36 protein-coding genes are annotated in these 17,295 nt (G+C 33.6%); 11 read left to right on the forward strand and 25 right to left on the reverse strand.

The annotated features are described in order from the left end of the window. Window positions 1–68: 68 nt before the first annotated feature. The 8 genes from PMN2A_RS05525 to PMN2A_RS05545 all read right to left on the reverse strand — a co-directional run bounded on the left by PMN2A_RS05525 (window position 69) and on the right by PMN2A_RS05545 (window position 4,614). Window positions 69–620: a nitroreductase family protein gene (locus tag PMN2A_RS05525; protein ID WP_011294596.1), complete on the reverse strand. Its 552-nt coding sequence runs from the start codon at window positions 618–620 to the stop codon at window positions 69–71. A 148-nt stretch (window positions 621–768) separates the two neighbouring features. Further along, window positions 769–1,038, reverse strand: coding sequence for a hypothetical protein (locus PMN2A_RS05530; protein WP_011294597.1), 270 nt, complete (start codon window positions 1,036–1,038; stop codon window positions 769–771). Window positions 1,039–1,200: 162 nt separating this feature from the next. Continuing rightward, entirely contained in the window at window positions 1,201–1,377 is a 177-nt protein-coding gene (locus tag PMN2A_RS10630) for a hypothetical protein (protein WP_181414044.1), read from the reverse strand. Window positions 1,378–1,455: 78 nt separating this feature from the next. Continuing rightward, window positions 1,456–1,710 (reverse strand): hypothetical protein, encoded by a 255-nt coding sequence (locus PMN2A_RS10100; protein ID WP_225866287.1) that lies wholly within the window; start codon window positions 1,708–1,710, stop codon window positions 1,456–1,458. 48 nt (window positions 1,711–1,758) lie between these two features. Beyond that, window positions 1,759–1,929, reverse strand: a complete 171-nt coding sequence (locus PMN2A_RS10105) for a DUF4278 domain-containing protein (protein ID WP_011294599.1) — start codon at window positions 1,927–1,929, stop codon at window positions 1,759–1,761. Between the two features lie 649 nt (window positions 1,930–2,578). Beyond that, the gene (locus PMN2A_RS05535) at window positions 2,579–2,770 is read right to left on the reverse strand and encodes a hypothetical protein (RefSeq protein WP_225866288.1); all 192 of its coding nucleotides are present in this window, start codon (window positions 2,768–2,770) and stop codon (window positions 2,579–2,581) included. A gap of 58 nt (window positions 2,771–2,828) precedes the next feature. After that, window positions 2,829–3,992, reverse strand: a complete 1,164-nt coding sequence (gene purT / locus PMN2A_RS05540) for a formate-dependent phosphoribosylglycinamide formyltransferase (RefSeq protein WP_011294601.1) — start codon at window positions 3,990–3,992, stop codon at window positions 2,829–2,831. A 367-nt stretch (window positions 3,993–4,359) separates the two neighbouring features. Next, on the reverse strand, window positions 4,360–4,614 hold the full coding sequence (locus PMN2A_RS05545; protein ID WP_011294602.1) for a hypothetical protein: 255 nt from the start codon (window positions 4,612–4,614) through the stop codon (window positions 4,360–4,362). Window positions 4,615–4,735: 121 nt separating this feature from the next. Between PMN2A_RS05545 and PMN2A_RS05550 the strand changes: the two genes are divergently transcribed. From PMN2A_RS05550 to PMN2A_RS10635, 3 genes are all read left to right on the forward strand, one after another. Then, window positions 4,736–4,951: a hypothetical protein gene (locus tag PMN2A_RS05550; protein ID WP_011295153.1), complete on the forward strand. Its 216-nt coding sequence runs from the start codon at window positions 4,736–4,738 to the stop codon at window positions 4,949–4,951. Between the two features lie 143 nt (window positions 4,952–5,094). After that, window positions 5,095–5,487 carry a DUF3804 family protein gene (locus PMN2A_RS05555; RefSeq protein WP_011294603.1) on the forward strand — a complete coding sequence of 131 codons (393 nt, stop codon included), beginning with the start codon at window positions 5,095–5,097 and terminating at the stop codon, window positions 5,485–5,487. A gap of 114 nt (window positions 5,488–5,601) precedes the next feature. After that, window positions 5,602–5,778 (forward strand): hypothetical protein, encoded by a 177-nt coding sequence (locus tag PMN2A_RS10635; protein WP_011294604.1) that lies wholly within the window; start codon window positions 5,602–5,604, stop codon window positions 5,776–5,778. A 149-nt stretch (window positions 5,779–5,927) separates the two neighbouring features. Here PMN2A_RS10635 and PMN2A_RS05560 read toward each other — a convergent pair whose 3' ends face one another. The 9 genes from PMN2A_RS05560 to PMN2A_RS05600 all read right to left on the reverse strand — a co-directional run bounded on the left by PMN2A_RS05560 (window position 5,928) and on the right by PMN2A_RS05600 (window position 8,922). Beyond that, complete coding sequence (locus PMN2A_RS05560; RefSeq protein ID WP_011294605.1) at window positions 5,928–6,053, reverse strand: chlorophyll a/b-binding protein; 126 nt, start codon at window positions 6,051–6,053, stop codon at window positions 5,928–5,930. Further along, entirely contained in the window at window positions 6,053–6,199 is a 147-nt protein-coding gene (locus PMN2A_RS05565) for a high light inducible protein (RefSeq protein ID WP_011294606.1), read from the reverse strand. Before PMN2A_RS05565 ends, PMN2A_RS05560 begins: the two co-directional genes overlap by 1 nt. After that, window positions 6,199–6,318 carry a high light inducible protein gene (locus PMN2A_RS05570; RefSeq protein WP_011294968.1) on the reverse strand — a complete coding sequence of 40 codons (120 nt, stop codon included), beginning with the start codon at window positions 6,316–6,318 and terminating at the stop codon, window positions 6,199–6,201. The genes PMN2A_RS05565 and PMN2A_RS05570 overlap by 1 nt, the downstream gene beginning before the upstream one ends. A 34-nt stretch (window positions 6,319–6,352) precedes the next feature. Next, entirely contained in the window at window positions 6,353–6,568 is a 216-nt protein-coding gene (locus PMN2A_RS05575; protein ID WP_011294349.1) for a high light inducible protein, read from the reverse strand. A 131-nt stretch (window positions 6,569–6,699) separates the two neighbouring features. Continuing rightward, window positions 6,700–6,900, reverse strand: coding sequence for a hypothetical protein (locus PMN2A_RS05580; RefSeq protein WP_011294607.1), 201 nt, complete (start codon window positions 6,898–6,900; stop codon window positions 6,700–6,702). A 33-nt stretch (window positions 6,901–6,933) separates the two neighbouring features. After that, window positions 6,934–7,665: a type 1 glutamine amidotransferase gene (locus tag PMN2A_RS05585; RefSeq protein ID WP_011294608.1), complete on the reverse strand. Its 732-nt coding sequence runs from the start codon at window positions 7,663–7,665 to the stop codon at window positions 6,934–6,936. Window positions 7,666–7,672: 7 nt separating this feature from the next. Then, the gene (locus PMN2A_RS05590; protein WP_011294609.1) at window positions 7,673–7,912 is read right to left on the reverse strand and encodes a hypothetical protein; all 240 of its coding nucleotides are present in this window, start codon (window positions 7,910–7,912) and stop codon (window positions 7,673–7,675) included. 167 nt (window positions 7,913–8,079) lie between these two features. Beyond that, window positions 8,080–8,325 carry a hypothetical protein gene (locus PMN2A_RS05595; RefSeq protein ID WP_011294610.1) on the reverse strand — a complete coding sequence of 82 codons (246 nt, stop codon included), beginning with the start codon at window positions 8,323–8,325 and terminating at the stop codon, window positions 8,080–8,082. 192 nt (window positions 8,326–8,517) lie between these two features. Next, window positions 8,518–8,922, reverse strand: a complete 405-nt coding sequence (locus PMN2A_RS05600) for a hypothetical protein (protein ID WP_011294611.1) — start codon at window positions 8,920–8,922, stop codon at window positions 8,518–8,520. A 154-nt stretch (window positions 8,923–9,076) separates the two neighbouring features. Here PMN2A_RS05600 and PMN2A_RS05605 point away from each other — a divergent pair, with 154 nt between their 5' ends. Next, the gene (locus PMN2A_RS05605; RefSeq protein ID WP_011294612.1) at window positions 9,077–9,361 is read left to right on the forward strand and encodes a hypothetical protein; all 285 of its coding nucleotides are present in this window, start codon (window positions 9,077–9,079) and stop codon (window positions 9,359–9,361) included. 58 nt (window positions 9,362–9,419) lie between these two features. Here the strand turns inward: PMN2A_RS05605 and PMN2A_RS05610 are convergent, their stop codons facing one another. From PMN2A_RS05610 to PMN2A_RS05625, 4 genes are all read right to left on the reverse strand, one after another. Next, a complete protein-coding gene (locus PMN2A_RS05610; protein WP_011294613.1) occupies window positions 9,420–9,896 on the reverse strand; it encodes a hypothetical protein in 477 nt (158 codons plus the stop codon). A 42-nt stretch (window positions 9,897–9,938) separates the two neighbouring features. Next, the gene (locus tag PMN2A_RS05615) at window positions 9,939–10,157 is read right to left on the reverse strand and encodes a hypothetical protein (protein ID WP_011295078.1); all 219 of its coding nucleotides are present in this window, start codon (window positions 10,155–10,157) and stop codon (window positions 9,939–9,941) included. A 94-nt stretch (window positions 10,158–10,251) separates the two neighbouring features. Further along, on the reverse strand, window positions 10,252–10,458 hold the full coding sequence (locus PMN2A_RS05620) for a hypothetical protein (RefSeq protein ID WP_011295176.1): 207 nt from the start codon (window positions 10,456–10,458) through the stop codon (window positions 10,252–10,254). A gap of 7 nt (window positions 10,459–10,465) precedes the next feature. Further along, window positions 10,466–10,669 (reverse strand): hypothetical protein, encoded by a 204-nt coding sequence (locus tag PMN2A_RS05625; RefSeq protein ID WP_011295015.1) that lies wholly within the window; start codon window positions 10,667–10,669, stop codon window positions 10,466–10,468. A gap of 290 nt (window positions 10,670–10,959) precedes the next feature. On the opposite strand from PMN2A_RS05625, the gene PMN2A_RS10640 reads away from it, so the two are divergent. The 6 genes from PMN2A_RS10640 (at window position 10,960) to PMN2A_RS10645 (ending at window position 13,564) form a co-directional block, all read left to right on the forward strand. Then, entirely contained in the window at window positions 10,960–11,130 is a 171-nt protein-coding gene (locus PMN2A_RS10640) for a hypothetical protein (RefSeq protein ID WP_011295099.1), read from the forward strand. A gap of 176 nt (window positions 11,131–11,306) precedes the next feature. After that, a complete protein-coding gene (locus tag PMN2A_RS05630; RefSeq protein ID WP_011294614.1) occupies window positions 11,307–11,720 on the forward strand; it encodes a DUF1499 domain-containing protein in 414 nt (137 codons plus the stop codon). 141 nt (window positions 11,721–11,861) lie between these two features. Further along, window positions 11,862–12,242, forward strand: coding sequence for a hypothetical protein (locus PMN2A_RS05635; RefSeq protein WP_011294615.1), 381 nt, complete (start codon window positions 11,862–11,864; stop codon window positions 12,240–12,242). A gap of 581 nt (window positions 12,243–12,823) precedes the next feature. Beyond that, window positions 12,824–13,153: a hypothetical protein gene (locus tag PMN2A_RS05640; protein ID WP_011294616.1), complete on the forward strand. Its 330-nt coding sequence runs from the start codon at window positions 12,824–12,826 to the stop codon at window positions 13,151–13,153. A 22-nt stretch (window positions 13,154–13,175) separates the two neighbouring features. After that, complete coding sequence (locus PMN2A_RS05645) at window positions 13,176–13,424, forward strand: hypothetical protein (RefSeq protein ID WP_011294617.1); 249 nt, start codon at window positions 13,176–13,178, stop codon at window positions 13,422–13,424. After that, the gene (locus PMN2A_RS10645) at window positions 13,424–13,564 is read left to right on the forward strand and encodes a hypothetical protein (protein WP_011295145.1); all 141 of its coding nucleotides are present in this window, start codon (window positions 13,424–13,426) and stop codon (window positions 13,562–13,564) included. The genes PMN2A_RS05645 and PMN2A_RS10645 overlap by 1 nt, the downstream gene beginning before the upstream one ends. Before the next feature lie 200 nt (window positions 13,565–13,764). Here PMN2A_RS10645 and PMN2A_RS05655 read toward each other — a convergent pair whose 3' ends face one another. The 4 genes from PMN2A_RS05655 to pip all read right to left on the reverse strand — a co-directional run bounded on the left by PMN2A_RS05655 (window position 13,765) and on the right by pip (window position 16,185). Then, window positions 13,765–14,049 carry a hypothetical protein gene (locus PMN2A_RS05655; protein WP_011294618.1) on the reverse strand — a complete coding sequence of 95 codons (285 nt, stop codon included), beginning with the start codon at window positions 14,047–14,049 and terminating at the stop codon, window positions 13,765–13,767. 183 nt (window positions 14,050–14,232) lie between these two features. Beyond that, complete coding sequence (locus PMN2A_RS05660) at window positions 14,233–14,466, reverse strand: DUF1651 domain-containing protein (RefSeq protein WP_041710987.1); 234 nt, start codon at window positions 14,464–14,466, stop codon at window positions 14,233–14,235. 456 nt (window positions 14,467–14,922) lie between these two features. Further along, entirely contained in the window at window positions 14,923–15,099 is a 177-nt protein-coding gene (locus PMN2A_RS10650) for a hypothetical protein (RefSeq protein WP_011295204.1), read from the reverse strand. A gap of 135 nt (window positions 15,100–15,234) precedes the next feature. Beyond that, window positions 15,235–16,185, reverse strand: a complete 951-nt coding sequence (gene pip / locus PMN2A_RS05665; protein WP_011294620.1) for a prolyl aminopeptidase — start codon at window positions 16,183–16,185, stop codon at window positions 15,235–15,237. 100 nt (window positions 16,186–16,285) lie between these two features. Between pip and PMN2A_RS05670 the strand changes: the two genes are divergently transcribed. Further along, window positions 16,286–16,507 (forward strand): hypothetical protein, encoded by a 222-nt coding sequence (locus PMN2A_RS05670; RefSeq protein ID WP_011294621.1) that lies wholly within the window; start codon window positions 16,286–16,288, stop codon window positions 16,505–16,507. Window positions 16,508–17,295 lie beyond the last annotated feature (788 nt).

Consider the following 17,295-nt stretch of genomic DNA (forward strand, 5'->3'; position numbering starts at 1 on the left):
TTGTATACAGTGTGGCATCGACACTTCCTTATCAGTTTCATTATCTTTCTTCTATGAGTTAAATCAAGTTAATCCCTCTCTCTATAAATAGTACTAATTAAAGGCCTTTTGATTAAAGGCGGCTTAGTTCCATATCCAATCCATATAAAACCAACAATTTCCTCTTCACTTGGATTTATCTCTGCGATTTGATAGGTATTAGGATCAGTAGTAATCTTTCCTGTTGACCACTTGCAACCAACATCATCAGCTACTAGTGAAAGCGACAAGTTTTGAATAGCGCAGGCACAAGCAGCATAATCTTCGAGTTTTTGAACTTGATTATCCGTACATACTTGAGTAGCAATAAGCAAATGGGAAGGGTTTAAAAATTTGTCTCTTATCTTTTTTAAATTAGAATCATCTATTGGCTTTTCACCAAACTTTAGAGTCAGCTGTAGTTGATATAAAAGTTCCCGTTTTTTCATCCCAATGTTGGTAAAGCGCCATGGGAAAGTCCTTCTATGACAAGGCGCTTGATTAGCTGCAACTATCGACTTTTCAATTACTTCTCTTGGCACACTTTTGTTTGAAAAGATATGAATTGTCCTTCGTTTTTTAATTGCTTGAGCTATTTCCATGATTTTTTCTAGAAGATATTAACTAAGGTGTACGCCATAACGAGATTTCCGTGGCAATCTGACTAGAGAAATGAAAAAATAAAAAAGTTTAAGTAACCCTACTTGAATCTTAGCTCAAAAAAACTAGGGTTTGTACAAGAATTACTTGTTAAGCAACTTGATCAAGAACTACTTTAGTAGGTTTTGAGAATATGGAGACTACTTGTCCCATGGGTGTCTTAAACACGCGTTCGATAATTTCTCCATCAATCATAATTAATTTCGTATTCAAGGATCCAGCAGGTAAATTTGCAGATTTGTTTTTTAGAATATGCTTTAGCTCTGGGTACTGATCATTAGGTTTAAGAACATCTTTTAAATCAGGGTGCAGCTCAAAAATTGAGTCATCAAAGGCCTTAAACTTTTTCGTTAAAACCATAGTATTAGATAACTGTACGAACGACTTTTAACCTAATAAACTCTTGTCGTAAAGAGTATTTAAACCAAAATAAAACAAAAATTAATATGACTTAAAAAAAGCTTTAATGGAAAAATTCATACTAAAGAAACCCCACCACTAGCTCAAGAAGAAAACTAGTTATTAGTTTCTCGTAGCATCAATCACTCGCTTAGCATGATGAGAAATAGACGTGACCTCAGTACTCCTATCATTTAATACTGACTGAGTAAAAACAGTAATAGCAGCAATACTCGGTGTAATTGGTAAAAACATAAACAAAGCTAACAAAGTACTGTTAGGCCTAAATAATCGTTGCATTCATTTTTTATATATCGAATAATATTCTCAACAACATTTAGGTGAGTTGCGTGTACGGGTTACCTAGAATAAAAGCTATTAGTTTGACCTGTAATACCATCTAAAAACTTTGGGTCTTTTCCAGAGCATTGAATAAATAGCTTCAAGTGCCTTTTGAGTTTTAGGAAGCTTGCAGCTAGGCCATGACCGTTGAGTAATCATCATGATTATTTCGGAGTCATTTTTATTTCTACATCGGATACCACCCATAAAACCAGAGCAATAAAACTCAAGCAAAAATACGTACAACCAAAACTCATCAACAGATGGATATTCGTAGAAAAATAAAGACAAAAAAGAGGGGGGCAATCAATGCCCCCCTCTTTTTTAAACACCTTCAAATTACTTTTGGTATGTATTACCTCTGTAAGTTAAGGATGCTTGCACCTGCTTTTTAGCATCTGCTTGCCTTGATTTGTAGACGTTACTTCTGTAACTAAGTTCTACAACTTCTTTTGGAGTAGCTTCTTTATGTTGAAGGTACTCTTTTCCTCTGTAAGTAAGAACAGTCATTGCTCTTTCCCGTAGTGCCCAAGACCCCGTTCCATGTCTCGAGTCTTACTGCAGCTTTGTTTTCAGCTGAACGTGTATTAAAAATAACAGAAATCTTCCTGAAACGATGTTCCTAGTGATACATAAAACAGTGAATTTTGTAGTATTAACCGAAATAGTTGCATTTCTTACTAGAAAGGAGCCTTGAATCAGGAAGATAAGTTAACTATTTATCCTCCTCTTTTTCTTTCTTAAACTTAAACCAACCTTCCTCCTTGATTCCTCTTTTTACAGAAGTTATTAAAGCACCAAGAAAAAAGGTCCTAAAAAGGCAAAAATGATCAGAGAAAATAACTGCAAAAATCCAGATTTAACATAATCTTGAAAAATCGAATCAAATGATTCCATACCACTTCAAGAAGGTAGACCATTTAGTAACCATACAAACGCCTCATTATTAAGAACCCAATTTCTAAGTACTAATATCACTATTAGATTAATCAAAAGAAGAACGAACAAACGAAGCTTTGGATCCTCAATCCCCATAGATCTATTTTAATTTTGTCTTTTAAGTAACATCAATTAAATAAGTTAACACTCTAGTATCTATAGGAAATTGAATAGGAAACAAAAGAAAGTGTATGAAGTTATCAGTACTATGAATAATTTTTCAATCCAATTTAAACGGCCTACCACCCTTACTTAAATAATCCATATATTTATCAGACTCTCTGAGGTAATAATTCCTGCTTTGCCCTATATATTGAGCTTCAATTAACAGATCAGTAACTTCAGGCCAAAAAGATTCAGGAACCAACTCGAGAGGGTTGATTGCATTAGGATTCCAATTCAACTCAGTCAAAAATAGAAACCAAATCGACTTGCACCTATTGAAATCAGATAAACAACCTGAATTCATATTATTCATTTATGAATTGGACTGATTGCGCTGCATTGTCGGCTTTAATTCTTGCCTCGTCGATTGTTTCAGCCTTTGCTACGGCTACTCCCATTCGACGACCTTCCGTTGAGCTCGGCTTGCCAAACATGAATACATTTGTATTCGATTGGCTTAAGGCTTGCTCAAGTCCCGTAAAAGCAACGTCTGTGGTTTCCATGGAAGCCAAAATCACTCTACTTGCAGAAGCTTCATGGCAAACTATTTCTGGGATTGGGATACCTAAAACAGCTCTAAGGTGTAATTCAAACTCATTTAAATTTTGGCTAATCAAAGTTACTAAGCCTGTGTCATGCGGTCTTGGTGATAGCTCTGAAAAAATCACCTCCTCACCCTTAATAAAAAATTCAACTCCAAACAAACCTACTCCACCAAGATTATCGGTAACACGTTTGGCAATCTGTTGAGCCTTCTCTAAGACACTTTCAGTTAATTCAGCTGGTTGCCAACTACATTGATAATCTCCATTTTTTTGCTCATGTCCTATAGGAGCACAAAATAATGTCTTACCATTAGATTGTCTAATAGTTAATAAAGTAATTTCCAAATCAAAATCAATAAATTCTTCTAATATGATTTTATTTGATTTACCTCTTGATTTTTCAATAGCCAAATTCCAAGCCTGTGCTAAATCATTCTTATTTTTAACTAAGCTTTGCCCTTTACCCGAAGAACTCATGACTGGCTTAATTAATAAAGGATACCCAATCGTCTCTGCATGCAAATCAAGCTCAGATTGATTAACCGCATAACTAAATTTTGCAGTTCTTATATTTAATTCGTTAGAAGCCAAATCTCTAATTTTATCTCTATTCATTGTTATTGCAGTAGCTCTTGAGTTGGGTATTACTGTTATCTTTTGTTCGATTTCCTTTAGTACATCAACTGCAAGAGCCTCAATTTCAGGAATAATAATATCAGGATTACATTTATATATCACTTCTTTTAATTCACTACCGTTATTCATATTAAATACATTAAATTGATCAGCTATTTGCATTGCTGGAGCATCATTGTACCTATCACATGCAATAACATAACAACCTAATCTCTTTGCTGCTATTGCTACCTCTTTCCCCAATTCTCCACTACCTAAAAGCATTATTTTCTTTGGAAAAACATTCATAATTATGTATAGGTCAAAAAAAATATATAAATATAATATCTCTAAAACAGAATCAATTATTAGAAAAAGAAGTAGAAATTAACAAGCACACATGATTGAAGATGAGAAAAAATCCGATATAGGCAATTAACAGAGACACTGAAGTGGCGGGGGAGGGTTTTCTCAGTTCATCAGTGTACTTGACACTTATTGACAACTCAATTGATCAATCGCTGGTTAATTTTTAATTAGTTAAGTTAGCCATTTCAACCACCTCAAATAATATTTTGATTACTACTTCTGAGTATTGCAATGGTGTTGATTGTAGACATTACCTACAACCAATCTGGCAACTATGGAAACGACCTTTAGGACAAACCTAAAAAAATTATTCCTTTTTATAACCGCGTTTTAACCATTTTTCTCTCACTATTTTTGGACTAACAACTGCATATCCAATCCAAACGATCCACCCTAAAAAGAAAGACCACAAAAATAATCCCACTGCAAAATTTGCCAAGGCATGTCCTATTTCACCAACACATAGAAAGAAGATAGGTCCAAAAAGGAAGGCACCTAAAAACACTTTCCAGTTGATAACGACTACTTTGTGGCCGTTAGATGGATTATAAAATTCAGGCATTACTTTAATCTATTGATACAATTTTTACATTAGTCCTATAAAGAGATGATTGGCAGTAAAAGCTCTTTACGAGTGGAGAAAAGTTAGTTAAAAGGAAAGAATAACTTCGACTTACTTAGTAATGGTTGCTATGAAAAAAATTAAAGACTTCCGTGATTTGGAACAGTTCCCAGATTTAAAAGAAGCTCTTGTACCAGCTATTAAGACATTACCCTCCGGATCAATGAATACTAAAGTAGTCATTAGTGAAGGCGAAATTGTAGAAAGAGTGTATAAGACACCAAAAGGTGAAATCATATCTCTATTCCCAAATGATTTTTCGGAAGCTGCTGCCTAAATGTTCTAGTTAAACTCAGTTATTATTTTTGTCACGGTCGGAAGGGTTAATTCTTATTGTTAGTACAACAAGAAAAGATGACCAAAGAATCATCCAATATTGAGCAAATATGTAATCCTAATTTTATTGTATTTAATTGATAAATGTCTTCTAAAGAAGAAATCCTCTCCATACTCGAAGCGTTTGCCTCTACAGAGAGAATGGGATCATTCTTTTTAGACAATGCAACCGCCGACTTTTTGTTTATAAGACCAAGTGGGAATCCCTTAGATGCAAAAGGTTTTGAAAACATGTGGTCCTCAGGAGATCTTGTATTAGAAAGCGCAGAAATCACAAAGGTACACAAATTTGAACTCTTAGGTTCAAATGCTGCAATATGTGTTTTTACACTAGGCTCAAAATTTACTTATAAAGGGACTCAAAATGATGACCTCCCCACAGTTACTTCGATTTTTAAAAAGATTGATGAAAAATGGAAAGTAGCATGGATGCAAAGATCCTCAGGCCAATCAGATATGACTTTATGGAACGAATAATTTATATTTCCTTCTTAATGGTTAAGTATTCGTAAATTCTATTTATATCCTTACGTCTGAAGTAATCATTCAAACATAGAGATAATTTAAAAGAGAAACAGATAATTGTCGTAAATGCAAGAAAAGCCAAATGTTGAAGAGTTAATTGCAGATTCAATGAAATTGCTCTTAGTTAGAGCACAAAAATTACCTCAAAGGGAAAGGTTGGCAATTGCTCAAGAGTTTAGAGAATGGCTAAATGGTAATTGCAAAGTTGAAGATATATTGATTCTAGATACAAGAATCAAATAGAAATAACTACATAAAGTTGATAATCATCAATACTACTTATTTAATTGTTGGGTGTTTATTAACCCAATAATCACTCTAATGCAATTAAAAAGGCCCCTTCCGTAATGACAGAGAAGAGGCCTTTTTTTTATTTGATTTGAAAGGTAGGACTATACAATTCCTGGGATGATCCAGCCTGTAATTCCGTAGTTAATCACAGCCGCAAAGAAGCCCATCATCGCAAGGCGGCCATTCATTTGCTCGGCTGTTTTCCAGTAGTTAGTTTCTTTGTTCATTACACGAAACCTGGAATGATTTGACCTGTTGTTAGATATGCACCAACAAGAGCTAAGCAGCCAATAGATGCAGCTAGGCCATTAAGTCTTTCTGCAATGACTTTAGCTTCTTCTACTCTTGGAGTTTCAGTCGTTTGGTTTTTCATTAAACAACACCTGGGATAAGTTGACCGGTTGTTAGGTAGATACCTGTTAGAAGAACGAATGCCATCATGGCTGGTCTGCCGATGCTTCTTTCTAGGATTGTTTTGTTAGATGGTTGCATTGTTTTTAATAGTTACTTATTAGTAGTTATTGGTTTAGAAAATTCCAGGAATGATTTGACCTGTTGTGAAGTATGAAACCAAAAGGCTGACCATCCCGATCATTGCCCAACGGCCATTTGTCTTCTCAGCTTCTTCTGGATAGCTGGTGTAGTCCTCTACAAGCTGTGGCTGTGTTTCACGGCCAAAGATGTTTTGCTTGCCGTACTCAGTGATTACCTGAGAAGAAGCTGCGTTGGAAGAAGTTGTCATTACTGGGATTGCGTTGATGTGAATGAATGTAAAGTATGAATTTTCTAAATGAAAGATACGGTCGGGTACGGCTTACTCACTTTATGAAAATCTTAAAGCGAATTTCAACAACAATTTCAACTAACTTGAATTTATGGGATCAAATATAAAATTGCTAAATCTTGATTAGATTCTGCGACTTTTCTTCTTAAAAAAGTTAATGCTTCATCATTCATATGTGACTCAGCTATCATTTTTTCAGCTTCATTGATACCGTGCTCAAGATTTTTAATTTTTAATTGAAGAATTTCCCTATCTTTTCTGCACTGCTCCAATGTAAAGTCATCGATCATTTCAGAATATTTTAATCAGTTAAATAACCCCTATCAGTTTAATAGGTCAAACAATATATTTAAAAACTCTAGTCTGGATTCTAGTGTTTTAAGACCAAATTCTTTTTGTTGTTGTTTAAGAATGGATTGACCATCAGTCCCTAATGCGGAAGAAATAAATTTTTGATCTTCTAAAATCCAGGTATTAACCATATCATCGTCTATCTCAACGTGAAATTGAATCCCATAAGCTAATGAACTAATACTAAATAATTGCTCCTTACATCGATAACTACTGGCAATCAGCTCTGCAGTATTAGGCAATAAGATTCTATCTCCATGCCAATGCAGGACAGGGAAAGAATGATTTAAAAGAGTTGTCAGTTTGCAGTTATTGTCTAATGATTGAGGAAAGATATTGTCCCACCCAATTTCAACTAATGGTTGATGATATAGCTCATCCTGAAGCCTTTCAACATCACCACCAGCTGCATAGGCTAAAAGCTGTGCTCCCAAACATACTCCTATTATTCCAACATCTTGATTTAAGGCTTCTTTTATTAGACCAACTTCTTCAATAAGCCATGGATAAGTTGAAGTTCCTAAATCTCTTATACCCATAGGTCCACCTAACACCAAAAGCAAATCTCCATTCCTAAGTTCTGGAAGAGAGTCTCCAAGATCTAAACGAAAAGTACAAACAGTAAACCCCCTTTCCTTCGCAACTTTGGCAAAGAGTCCAGGTCGCTCGCGAGCTAAATGCTGGAGAACAAGTAAACGACTCATTAATAAATTAAAAATCTACATTTTCATTTGGAGTAAAAACTGAGCAATACAATTTGATGAATAGCTCTGCCTCACTTTCCTCTTTACCTTCATATTTGAGTTTGAGATCTTTTATTGCGACTAAAGCTGTTTTCTCTTTCAACCTATATCTTGCACAAGTATCTAAAACTTTAAACATTCGGGTAGTAACAGCTTCCGAAGGAGTGATTAGTACGAAAAAGACAGGTAATAGTAGTAAATATTTCATAGGGATAATTCAATCATCTTTTTTAGAGAATGCTCTAGAGCGTTGGAACCACTTATTGCTTTTATACAAAAGAAAAAACATTATAGACAAAAGAAAGAAAGTAAAAGCTTCTAAGTAAATAAATATCTGATCATCCAAATTCATAATTTTTTTTAATTGTCATTTAATTAGAGTTGCTTAAGTTCTTCATCGGTTAATGCGCAAAAACCATCTGAACATCTCTCAGGTTTATTAAAATCTGCAACAGACTCCGATCCACCGATAATTAAATTATGTTTTGACATTTTATAAAACATCTCGTGAACAGAATCACTAAACTTTTTTTCCTTCTCATACTCTAATTCGCACGGATCAATATTGTTATCGAACCATTCATCATATTGAATATAATTTGGCTTTGCATAATACGTCATATACCTAGACTAATACGACATAGGAATAATTACCACCCATGCAAGTCAAAGCTTGTTTGTTTTTTTTTCAACAAATTCCTTAAGATATTCCTTTTTAAGTAGCTTTTTTCTTTCTTTCAAGAATTTTTTTAATTGTTGCAACTTCAAATCAATCAGTGAAAAAATTCAGGACAGATTCAATGTACATCAAAGTTAGTTTGATGTAGTGCATTTTGGAGAACCATCATTTCCATCAAGCTTTTTAATTTTGGATATGTCCAAATCAGATATCCCCAGCCCATATAATTCAGCGATCTTTGTCATCGCTAAGCCCTCTGCACCTGTCCATGCTTCAGCCAATACCGACCAAGTTTTTTGACTAAATTCAACTCCCAGATTTTCGTTGTTGGCTCTTTTTTTATCTATCTCCACCACTTTCTGCAGCCCCTGCGTAGATAGATGACTTTTAATTCTTAAGAAAACAACCTCCAACATTGAATAATAGAACTTTTCCATAGCCTTGTTATATGCCCATTCAGCTTCTTTTTGTGCCTTTTTTGCGGATTCGGTTGTAATCTCCAGGCTCATTTGTTTTTCGATAATTTGTTTCTTTCTCATATCATAGTTTTCTGAATTATCTCTTTAGGGATGAAATTTGAAAATCAGCTTGTAAATAAATAATTTAGAAAAGTGCTATCCTCAAAATAAAATAACTTTATACACACTACATGTCTTTTAAACCTATGAATTTGTCAATTAGATTAAATTAAAGATGTCTTTAGAACTTACAGAAATAGTCAAAGATTTTATAGCAACAAAACTCCTCTCAAAAGTTGAACTAGATTTTTTAGAGAGTGAACTGTGGGAAACACTCGAGCATATCGATGAAATAACTTCTTTAACCTCTGCTCCAATTGATATTTCAAAAGAATTGAAATTAAAAGATGGTTCATCATGGCAATTATGTTGTGCAGTAATACTTGATGCTGCAAGGCCCCAAAAAAACTCTCGCGCTAAAAAACTTAAAAAATTAATAGAAAAATTTTCTCTCCATTAGTTATCCTTCTTGGAATTGATATTTTATGATTTGCAATCTTTCATCAGCAATTGAAGTCTCACTTATTTAATAAAACAATCTTTCTAAGTTTATAAAAAAACATTCCAGTTTTCTCATAAAGATGTTTTGGTTCTTTTTTTAATTCTAATTCATATGGATTGATAAAAATAGTCAAGAATATTCTTAACGTAGTATAAAAATTTTTACTGGACTTTAGATCATAATAATTTTCATTTCTCAATTTATAAATTGTATGCTTATTTAAAAAAGTCTCTAGAGAGTTAAGGACTATAACTTTCTCCTTTTTACTGATTGTAGACAATAAAACCATCAACCCTTTTAATGATGATTCATCTCCATCGATAACGTTTCTAAGAACGCTTTGATAAAGATTCTCCCACTTGTATGGTTCACTACTAAAAAGATTAGAAGCCGGTTCCTTTGGATTAAGCTTTAACAGTCTCTTTTTTTCATCATTCTCGTTTTGCTCAGAATTCCAATATTCATACAAGGGCGATGTTTGAGCGATATTCATGCGAATTTGGCTAAGCGATAATTAACAAGGAGAAATAGATAATTAGCAATTACACAAATCAGGGTATCCATTTTCACACCAGTGCAGTGCATGTTCACCTGTTATTTCACAAGTGTATAGATCTGCTTCATTAGGCGGGGTCCATTTAAAATTAGATGGCAGTGCTGTTCCTCCACCGATATTTGTCCCACATCCAGTTATCAATATTAGCAGAGGAAGAAAAAACAACATACTCCATATGTCGAAGTTCGTATTTGTCATATAAATATCAAATAATCTCCTGCACAATTATTTACAGTAAAAGATTAAGAATCAACTACATTTATTAGATATATATAAAAAAAGAAATCAGAAACTACGCACAAAATATTTTTGCAGTATTGGTAATGCCTATTGAGTAATCATTAATATCTAAATCCAGAGCCTCTAGGGTTTTCAGAGCGTCTATTTTACCAGCCGCAAAACTTTGGCAAACAGAATTAACCTGAGAAGATCTTGATGCATACATTTTTGTAGGGAACAAAAAGCTCAAGGTTATTGGCAAAACTATAAGAAATTTCATTTTAATTTTAGCTATTTTGAAAAGTTCTCTCCAATGAACTCACTTGAGCTCGATATGCATCTCCCTTATTGCCACATAATTTCTCGTGATCAGTTAAAGGAATCCAAGACCAATCGAGTCTTTTGGTTAAAGACCAAAACATAATGATGTGACCAATAAAAAGGATGGGCCAGTCAAGTCCTATAAACTCAGAATGAAAAACAGGGTGCATTGGTCAATCAACAGGGACTGTAGAACAAATTTGGAAGGAACAAGCCAGAACTCTGAGAAAAGAGTTTTCCTAAGAGACAGTATTGGCAGCGAAATAGGCTTGTAGATATCAAGCTTTTGCAGAAAAACTGCACTTCGGTCAATCTAACCACTTCCCCTATTGCCAATTGGATGGATAAGGTAGGGAGAACCAGCAAGAGAGATGTAAAGCAAAAAGAAAAAAAAGGTTAAAAAACAAAGATTATGACCTATTTCATCCTAAAAAATCACTGATTTAAAATCTTTCAAATAATGAGTGGCGACAATTTGCTCGGTGAGCAACCTCTAAAGTTTTACTCAGAAGAGGTGACTGAAACCAAAATCGAGCTAGTTCATCGCTTGCTAATACTTAATGCTCAGAAAAACACAATAATAGATTTAGATAGGAAACACAAAGAATGGGGAAATGAATTAGCAAGTTAAAAAAATATGCTCAATTATGTTTGGCAAAGGTTTTTAATACATATTTTTGCTTATTAGTTTTATAGATCTAACTTTCAATCCTCAAGATTATTAAAATCCAAAGTTAATTCACACTATTTTTTTTCGTAAGATATATTAATTTGTATAGTTTAAGTTTTACGAGATTTTTCAAATTGATGATTAAACAAGTTATTACATGCATTCTCTCAATTCTATTTGTTGTTACACTTACACCCTATAAAGCAAATGCAACGACAAATGATCTTCCAGAGTGTGTTGTCAAAACTCACTGTGTGAGAGAAGACTTTAAAGTAAATGATATAGAAAATGCTTTTAAAAAAGCCACCAAAATAGTTTCTGAAACAGCAAGAACAAAAATAGTTGAGAAGACTGATTCATATATTCATGCTGAAGCAAAGACAAAATGGAGAAGATATACCGATGATTTACTCCTCAAAGCAATTCCAGAGAAAGGTATTATTCAAGTCAGATCAGAATCAAGAGTTGGCGTTGGAGATAATGGAGTCAACAAGAAGAGAGTTGATGATTTTGCTTATCGTCTAATGACAGAAAGAGACAACACTAACTAAACCATCAAAATCAACAACTCAAAGTACCAAGGTAAAGTCATTGATTTTGAACATACTAAATTTTTCGATTAAGTTTGTTTGCGAAGGTATGGCTTAAGAATAAAAAGTAAGTGATTTTTTATACAAATTGCTTTTCTTTTTATGCTTCTAGCAGCATTTGAACCTGGTAAAGAAATGGCCATCGCCAACTTCTCCCTAGCCATTTTCTGTCTGTTTACCGTTGCACTTCCTTTAATACTTATCACTCGTGGAGATAAAACAGAAGCTAATCGGAACTTCCTTCAAGCAACAGTAAACCCATGGGCTCAAGTTGTTAAAGAAGCTGAGGTAGCACAAGTTGTTCTATCTGAAGTCACATCGTCAGTAAAACTAGAACCCAATCTGGAACTAGTTTCCGAGCGAAATATCGGAGCAATTCCAGAATCAGGAGAGGTTATTTGTTTAGAGATAAAAGGAAGTGATGAATTGGATGAGTCATCACCTGAATTATTACCAACTGATGATGAATTATTAGCTGCTTGAGAGATCGAAAACAGCAAGTAAATTTCTTATTGTCAGACAAATTATCAAGGGGTAATAAATACCCCCTTTTTAATGAACGTTTTTAAGTAATTGTTTTTATCTGATTCATATAAATATCAGAGGCTGTGCTTTTTCCCTTCATTAGCTTCAAGCTATTATTTATATTCGTCTCTTAATACTTGACAATCTTTTTCACCTAACACTTTTAACTTTCAAAAAGTGTCCTTAATGGTGACGTCAAAGGTTCTTTTTAAACTTATCAAAGGTCTCTTTTTAAACTGCCTAATAACAACTCAGCGATGAAAGTACTAACCACAAATGCAAATGTCATTTTTAAGGGCTTTTGAAATAGTTCATTAGGTGAGTAAATATAGATAACTATCAAATTGCAAGCATTTCAGAGAAGCACAATAAAAAGAGCAGGTATTTAATGGTTTACATGTGAAAACAGAACGATAACAGCGAGTATATTTTATTTGTAAATTTTCTAAAAAATTTTTTGCTTATTCCGGCTTGGAGTTCACATATGACATTGCATATATATAAGTTGTGAAGGTTAGCAAGTTCGCCATTATAAAAATATGAAACGCTTATTTTTTCTATCACTGATATTTGTTGTTCTCTTGTTTTCCTCAGTCATACCTGTCAGTGCTGAGTCTGAATTTGAACTATATTTGAGTGATTTTTATCAAAAACAAGAGAAAGCAAGCAAAATACTGAAAGAAATTGAGACAGACCTAAAAGACGGATCCAGAGACAGAGTTTGTGCAAGGCAAAGAGAAGCTGCTAGCTATGGAATCGAAGCTACGGAGTCGTTAATTAAAGCTTTTAAAACAAATGGTTCCGAAAGTCAAATGGAGAATCTTCAAGCTGGACTCGATAAATGGAGAGAGTTGAGGGACTATTGCTAACAATGTTTTGCTTACTAAATAAATGAATGTACTAGTTATTGTTTTTATTATTGCCACAATTTGGCTCATAAGAAAGTTGGCATGGAATGTAGAGGAGGGAACCAATGAACAAAGAGAACAGAATCCAGAGTTAAATACAAAAAACTTTGACATGCATGAAAGAAGGCTTGAGCACTTTTCTAAGTCAAAATACAAAAACCGTATGTTCTATATCGGGGCTGATGGGACTTGCTACTATTACTCAGCCACTGGAAGAAAAATCTTTTGCTGATGGATGAAATATCTCAATGGGGAATTGCTGCTTTAATTGGAATATCTATTGCAGCCTTCTTGGCTTGGTTTAACAAATCCGGTTCTGACTTTAAAGATGGGTTTGAGCCCAAAAGCGAAAGGACGAAAAAGAAAAACTAAATTGCACTCTAGAAAATCAAATAATCAAGTTTTACATATAGCAATTAGAGATCAACGAGCCCAGAGGCTAAAAGCATCTGACGAATTAATAAAGAAATAAAAATAAAAATAATTAATCTACTTAGAACGTAAAGAGGTAAATTATTCACATGAATATTTGCTTAAAATAATTTTTCTAATGGTGGATTGATAAAGATTATTTACTTCCCAACTCCAGTAAAAACAAAACCATTAAGAATACAAAAATCATAAGCAAAAATCTTTAGATTTTCTGGCATCTCATTCCATTTCATTTCCTCAATTTTATTTAATTGCTCTGAACTTAGGTTCTCTGCTTTAGCATATGCCTCCATCATCTTTGACCAACTATCAGAATAAATGTCTACATAAAATGCTTTTTGATTTTGATCAAAGAAATTAATTTTATCATGATTGGTACTTACCTTTTTAGAAAGTTGTTTATAGTATTCAATGTCTGATGTCATGCTTATTTTCTTATTTAAGAATATAACCTAATGAAATTACTTTTAAATAGCGAAAAGATGTTCAAAATCTATACATTTAGTAGTCTAATAAACTCACTGTTTGATTCCCTTCAATTTTTTAGCTCAAAAAAGAAATCAAACTAAATCAATTTGAATCATATCAAAGATTTATTAATTTGATTATTAATCCCACTGCGGGTCAATACGTCTCCATCCGGTTGACAATAATTCCATCCATAGTTTTTTCGCCAACCCTCTACTCATCCTCTTGCGATTCTTAAGAAGTGGGATTCCATTTGATTCAAGCCTTCCCCTCTCGATCCAAACCTTTGGGTTTTGATCCCAACTCTCCCAGTCATACCGAAAGCGCAGTATCCATAGTCCACTTGCCTCCCTAATCCAACCGTCACGCTTCACGTCATTACTAAGATAATAGTACAATTACACCATTCTATTGGATGTCAATGATAATTCTAGTGCGATTTTTTGGATGAAGCTTTATTTTTTCGTTTAGGGAGAGCTGTCATACCTGCCTTAGGAATACTGAATGGAGTAAATAGTTTCATAATTTGGTTAAATTCATATTAATGTTTTAGGTCACCTAAAAAGACAATGCATGGGTGAAACTACCCTAAAAACATTCGAATTGCACTACTAAATTCTGTGAGTAGAGGTAGCTAATCTAGTTAAAAAGCAAATCAAAAAATGTTTACTCCTTATCATGCCATCATGTTTGGAATTTTACTGATAACTGGTTCTGCATCAATTTTTCAGATGTCAAAAGGAGAAAAAGGATTAACCAAAAATCAAACAAAGATATCAAGACCCAAATTTGATTTGAACAGTTATTAAATTATTTTTGACTAAAACTTTTTAAGCTAAGCAAGTCCAATCTAGGTTTCGGTGATTTGTCAAAAATGGAGCAGGAGTACAAACCTTCTCACCATCTGGTGTTACATAACACCTTTCAATTCCCCAACTTCGTTCAATGATTTTCACAGCAGTCGAGCCTTTTGGTAAAAGAGGCACTGCAAATTGAGCTCTCGTCATAAAAATATGTAACTATACTTTTCTAGCTTCCGTAAAAGTTTTATCAATCGGTAAATAAATCCATTGACATCCAATCAAGTACAAAACATACAAACTTAATAAATATTATTGAGATCTAATAACAGCTACTAAAGCTTAGAGATTAGAGAAAGAATTGGCTAACTCATTTGTCAATTCAATTAATCTTTTAGAAATTCCAATTTCTTTCATTGAATGTCCTGCATTATCGATTACATAAAGTTTAGAAGTGGGCAATGCTTTATTAAGGTCCCATGCACTTCTCATTGGACAAACAACGTCATATCTTCCCTGAACAATCGAAACAGGAATACCTTTTAGCTTATTAATATTTTTTAGAATATAGTTCTCCTCTAAAAAAATATTATTAATAAAATAATGACATTCTATACGCGCAAAAGAGTCTGAGAAATTATCATTAGTAGCTTTATTAATTGATAATTCTTTTGGCTTGAGATAGCTAGTTGACATTTCCCATCTCGTCCAAGCATGTGCCGCTTGAGTTCTCTCAGACCTATCTTGACTTGTTAATCTCTTATGAAAAGCATTAATCAAATTCCCTCTCTCATTTAGCGGAATGACAGATTGATAAAGATCGAATTCTTCAGGGAAAATCTCACTTGCACCTTTTTGATAGAACCAAGTTAATTCGTGTTGTCTGCATAAAAATATCCCCCTAAGAGTAAGACTTAAAACTTTTTCTGTGTGTTGAATGGCATAAATCAAGCTTAGGGTTGACCCCCATGAGCCTCCAAAAACATGCCATGACTCAATTTTCAAGAGCTGTCTTATCTTTTCAATATCTTCAATTAAATGATGAGTGGTGTTCTCCTCTAACTCAGAATGTGGAGTAGATCTACCACATCCTCTTTGATCAAATTGAACAATATTAAATTTTTTTGGATCAAAATATCTTCGATAAGAAGGACTGCTACCTCCTCCTGGGCCGCCATGAATAATTAAGACAGACAAACCATTGGGATTACCACTTCTTTCCCAATAGATGGAATGTAGTGGACTGACATTTAACATCCCTTTTTCGTTAGGTTCTATTTCCGGAAATAACATTTTTAATTAAATACTCGTCTTTTACTTTTAAGCTATGTCATTCAACTCAAGCATACATAACAAAATTAGCTATAAAGGATTATCAATAAGGAATTGATTAATGCCTAAGAAAAATTGGCTAAAAAGCTTTCGATTGAATATACATGCCCCTGGCACTGGTTTTGCCTTAATGGTCTTAGCTTTAACTCAAGTACCAGTAGGAATAAAAAATGCAGCTGAAGTTGTTTGTATTGGACAAACTTCAAATAAGATTTGGAAATTAGAAAAGAATCATGCAGAAGCAAATATGCTTGCAGTTCAAAGATGCAATGGCAGAAATTAACTTGTATCAATGTGTTCGTCTTCAAGCAAAAAAAGATAAAAACCAAAAAATGTAACATTGGCCTAGAACTTAAATTTCAAAGCGATAAAAAGGGGATTAATTGAAAATTTTCTTTTTTTATGACTTCAGCGCAACAAATAAACGATTAAGAACTAGCTCAGTTTGGATGGGTGGAGTCAATAGCGACTAATTCAATAAGCGATTTCAAGTCACCTAAGGAAAGTGTTGTAGAACTTAGAAATGATGTAAAAACATCTAATCTTATAGACACATTTATATGTCACTCAATTTTCTATGTGATTTTCTGCTATTCCCTATGTCTATATGTTTTTATTGATCTAGGTTTTGGTTTCTTTTTAAAAAACAAAGTTAATAGATGGTTGAAAGTCAAAAAATAATTGAAATACCTTCCTTATCAGTTCTCTTTCCCATTAATACAAACTAAGTTTATATTAAATCAATTATTTGGGTATTCCTTACAATCGCACTAACTTGAATAATGTATTTAAATAGATAGGAAGTAATACACCAACGGTCTGAGTCTGCACAGACCGTTTTTTATTTTTAATGCAAGATTTCTTCACCAAGATATCAAAATATCTATATGGAATTGAAGTAGGTCAATTCCATGAAGAGCCCGTAGCAGACGATTTCTACTATCCAGATTGGTAATTAGATGACAATTATATTTTTTGACGCTCAATCTCCTAGTTTTCATTTCATCGCAATTAAGTAGACGATAAGCGCATCAATTGATTATTTCAGCTGATATGAGCCACACATTATAG

Source organism: Prochlorococcus marinus str. NATL2A, from assembly GCF_000012465.1.
Taxonomy (GTDB): domain Bacteria; phylum Cyanobacteriota; class Cyanobacteriia; order PCC-6307; family Cyanobiaceae; genus Prochlorococcus_B; species Prochlorococcus_B marinus_B.

Bases quoted from the DNA above. Each gene is read 5' to 3' on its own strand.
- PMN2A_RS10630 (WP_181414044.1), bottom strand. From the start codon at position 1,377: ATGCAACGATTATTTAGGCCTAACAGTACTTTGTTAGCTTTGTTTATG.
- PMN2A_RS05610 (WP_011294613.1), bottom strand. From the start codon at position 9,896: ATGAATATCGCTCAAACATCGCCCTTGTATGAATATTGGAATTCTGAG.
- PMN2A_RS05670 (WP_011294621.1), top strand. From the start codon at position 16,286: ATGCCTAAGAAAAATTGGCTAAAAAGCTTTCGATTGAATATACATGCC.
- PMN2A_RS05570 (WP_011294968.1), bottom strand. From the start codon at position 6,318: ATGCAACCATCTAACAAAACAATCCTAGAAAGAAGCATCGGCAGACCA.
- PMN2A_RS05590 (WP_011294609.1), bottom strand. From the start codon at position 7,912: ATGAAATATTTACTACTATTACCTGTCTTTTTCGTACTAATCACTCCT.
- PMN2A_RS05630 (WP_011294614.1), top strand. From the start codon at position 11,307: ATGATTAAACAAGTTATTACATGCATTCTCTCAATTCTATTTGTTGTT.
- purT (WP_011294601.1), bottom strand. From the start codon at position 3,992: ATGAATGTTTTTCCAAAGAAAATAATGCTTTTAGGTAGTGGAGAATTG.
- PMN2A_RS10650 (WP_011295204.1), bottom strand. From the start codon at position 15,099: ATGACGAGAGCTCAATTTGCAGTGCCTCTTTTACCAAAAGGCTCGACT.
- PMN2A_RS05530 (WP_011294597.1), bottom strand. From the start codon at position 1,038: ATGGTTTTAACGAAAAAGTTTAAGGCCTTTGATGACTCAATTTTTGAG.
- PMN2A_RS05620 (WP_011295176.1), bottom strand. From the start codon at position 10,458: ATGAAATTTCTTATAGTTTTGCCAATAACCTTGAGCTTTTTGTTCCCT.
- pip (WP_011294620.1), bottom strand. From the start codon at position 16,185: ATGTTATTTCCGGAAATAGAACCTAACGAAAAAGGGATGTTAAATGTC.
- PMN2A_RS10645 (WP_011295145.1), top strand. From the start codon at position 13,424: ATGGATGAAATATCTCAATGGGGAATTGCTGCTTTAATTGGAATATCT.
- PMN2A_RS05560 (WP_011294605.1), bottom strand. From the start codon at position 6,053: ATGAACAAAGAAACTAACTACTGGAAAACAGCCGAGCAAATGAATGGC.
- PMN2A_RS05600 (WP_011294611.1), bottom strand. From the start codon at position 8,922: ATGAGAAAGAAACAAATTATCGAAAAACAAATGAGCCTGGAGATTACA.
- PMN2A_RS05595 (WP_011294610.1), bottom strand. From the start codon at position 8,325: ATGACGTATTATGCAAAGCCAAATTATATTCAATATGATGAATGGTTC.
- PMN2A_RS05645 (WP_011294617.1), top strand. From the start codon at position 13,176: ATGAATGTACTAGTTATTGTTTTTATTATTGCCACAATTTGGCTCATA.
- PMN2A_RS05585 (WP_011294608.1), bottom strand. From the start codon at position 7,665: ATGAGTCGTTTACTTGTTCTCCAGCATTTAGCTCGCGAGCGACCTGGA.
- PMN2A_RS10640 (WP_011295099.1), top strand. From the start codon at position 10,960: ATGAGTGGCGACAATTTGCTCGGTGAGCAACCTCTAAAGTTTTACTCA.
- PMN2A_RS10105 (WP_011294599.1), bottom strand. From the start codon at position 1,929: ATGACTGTTCTTACTTACAGAGGAAAAGAGTACCTTCAACATAAAGAA.
- PMN2A_RS10635 (WP_011294604.1), top strand. From the start codon at position 5,602: ATGCAAGAAAAGCCAAATGTTGAAGAGTTAATTGCAGATTCAATGAAA.
- PMN2A_RS05545 (WP_011294602.1), bottom strand. From the start codon at position 4,614: ATGCCTGAATTTTATAATCCATCTAACGGCCACAAAGTAGTCGTTATC.
- PMN2A_RS05635 (WP_011294615.1), top strand. From the start codon at position 11,862: ATGCTTCTAGCAGCATTTGAACCTGGTAAAGAAATGGCCATCGCCAAC.
- PMN2A_RS05615 (WP_011295078.1), bottom strand. From the start codon at position 10,157: ATGACAAATACGAACTTCGACATATGGAGTATGTTGTTTTTTCTTCCT.
- PMN2A_RS05625 (WP_011295015.1), bottom strand. From the start codon at position 10,669: ATGCACCCTGTTTTTCATTCTGAGTTTATAGGACTTGACTGGCCCATC.
- PMN2A_RS05655 (WP_011294618.1), bottom strand. From the start codon at position 14,049: ATGACATCAGACATTGAATACTATAAACAACTTTCTAAAAAGGTAAGT.
- PMN2A_RS05555 (WP_011294603.1), top strand. From the start codon at position 5,095: ATGTCTTCTAAAGAAGAAATCCTCTCCATACTCGAAGCGTTTGCCTCT.
- PMN2A_RS05575 (WP_011294349.1), bottom strand. From the start codon at position 6,568: ATGACAACTTCTTCCAACGCAGCTTCTTCTCAGGTAATCACTGAGTAC.
- PMN2A_RS05525 (WP_011294596.1), bottom strand. From the start codon at position 620: ATGGAAATAGCTCAAGCAATTAAAAAACGAAGGACAATTCATATCTTT.
- PMN2A_RS05565 (WP_011294606.1), bottom strand. From the start codon at position 6,199: ATGAAAAACCAAACGACTGAAACTCCAAGAGTAGAAGAAGCTAAAGTC.
- PMN2A_RS05605 (WP_011294612.1), top strand. From the start codon at position 9,077: ATGTCTTTAGAACTTACAGAAATAGTCAAAGATTTTATAGCAACAAAA.
- PMN2A_RS05640 (WP_011294616.1), top strand. From the start codon at position 12,824: ATGAAACGCTTATTTTTTCTATCACTGATATTTGTTGTTCTCTTGTTT.
- PMN2A_RS05550 (WP_011295153.1), top strand. From the start codon at position 4,736: ATGGTTGCTATGAAAAAAATTAAAGACTTCCGTGATTTGGAACAGTTC.
- PMN2A_RS05580 (WP_011294607.1), bottom strand. From the start codon at position 6,900: ATGATCGATGACTTTACATTGGAGCAGTGCAGAAAAGATAGGGAAATT.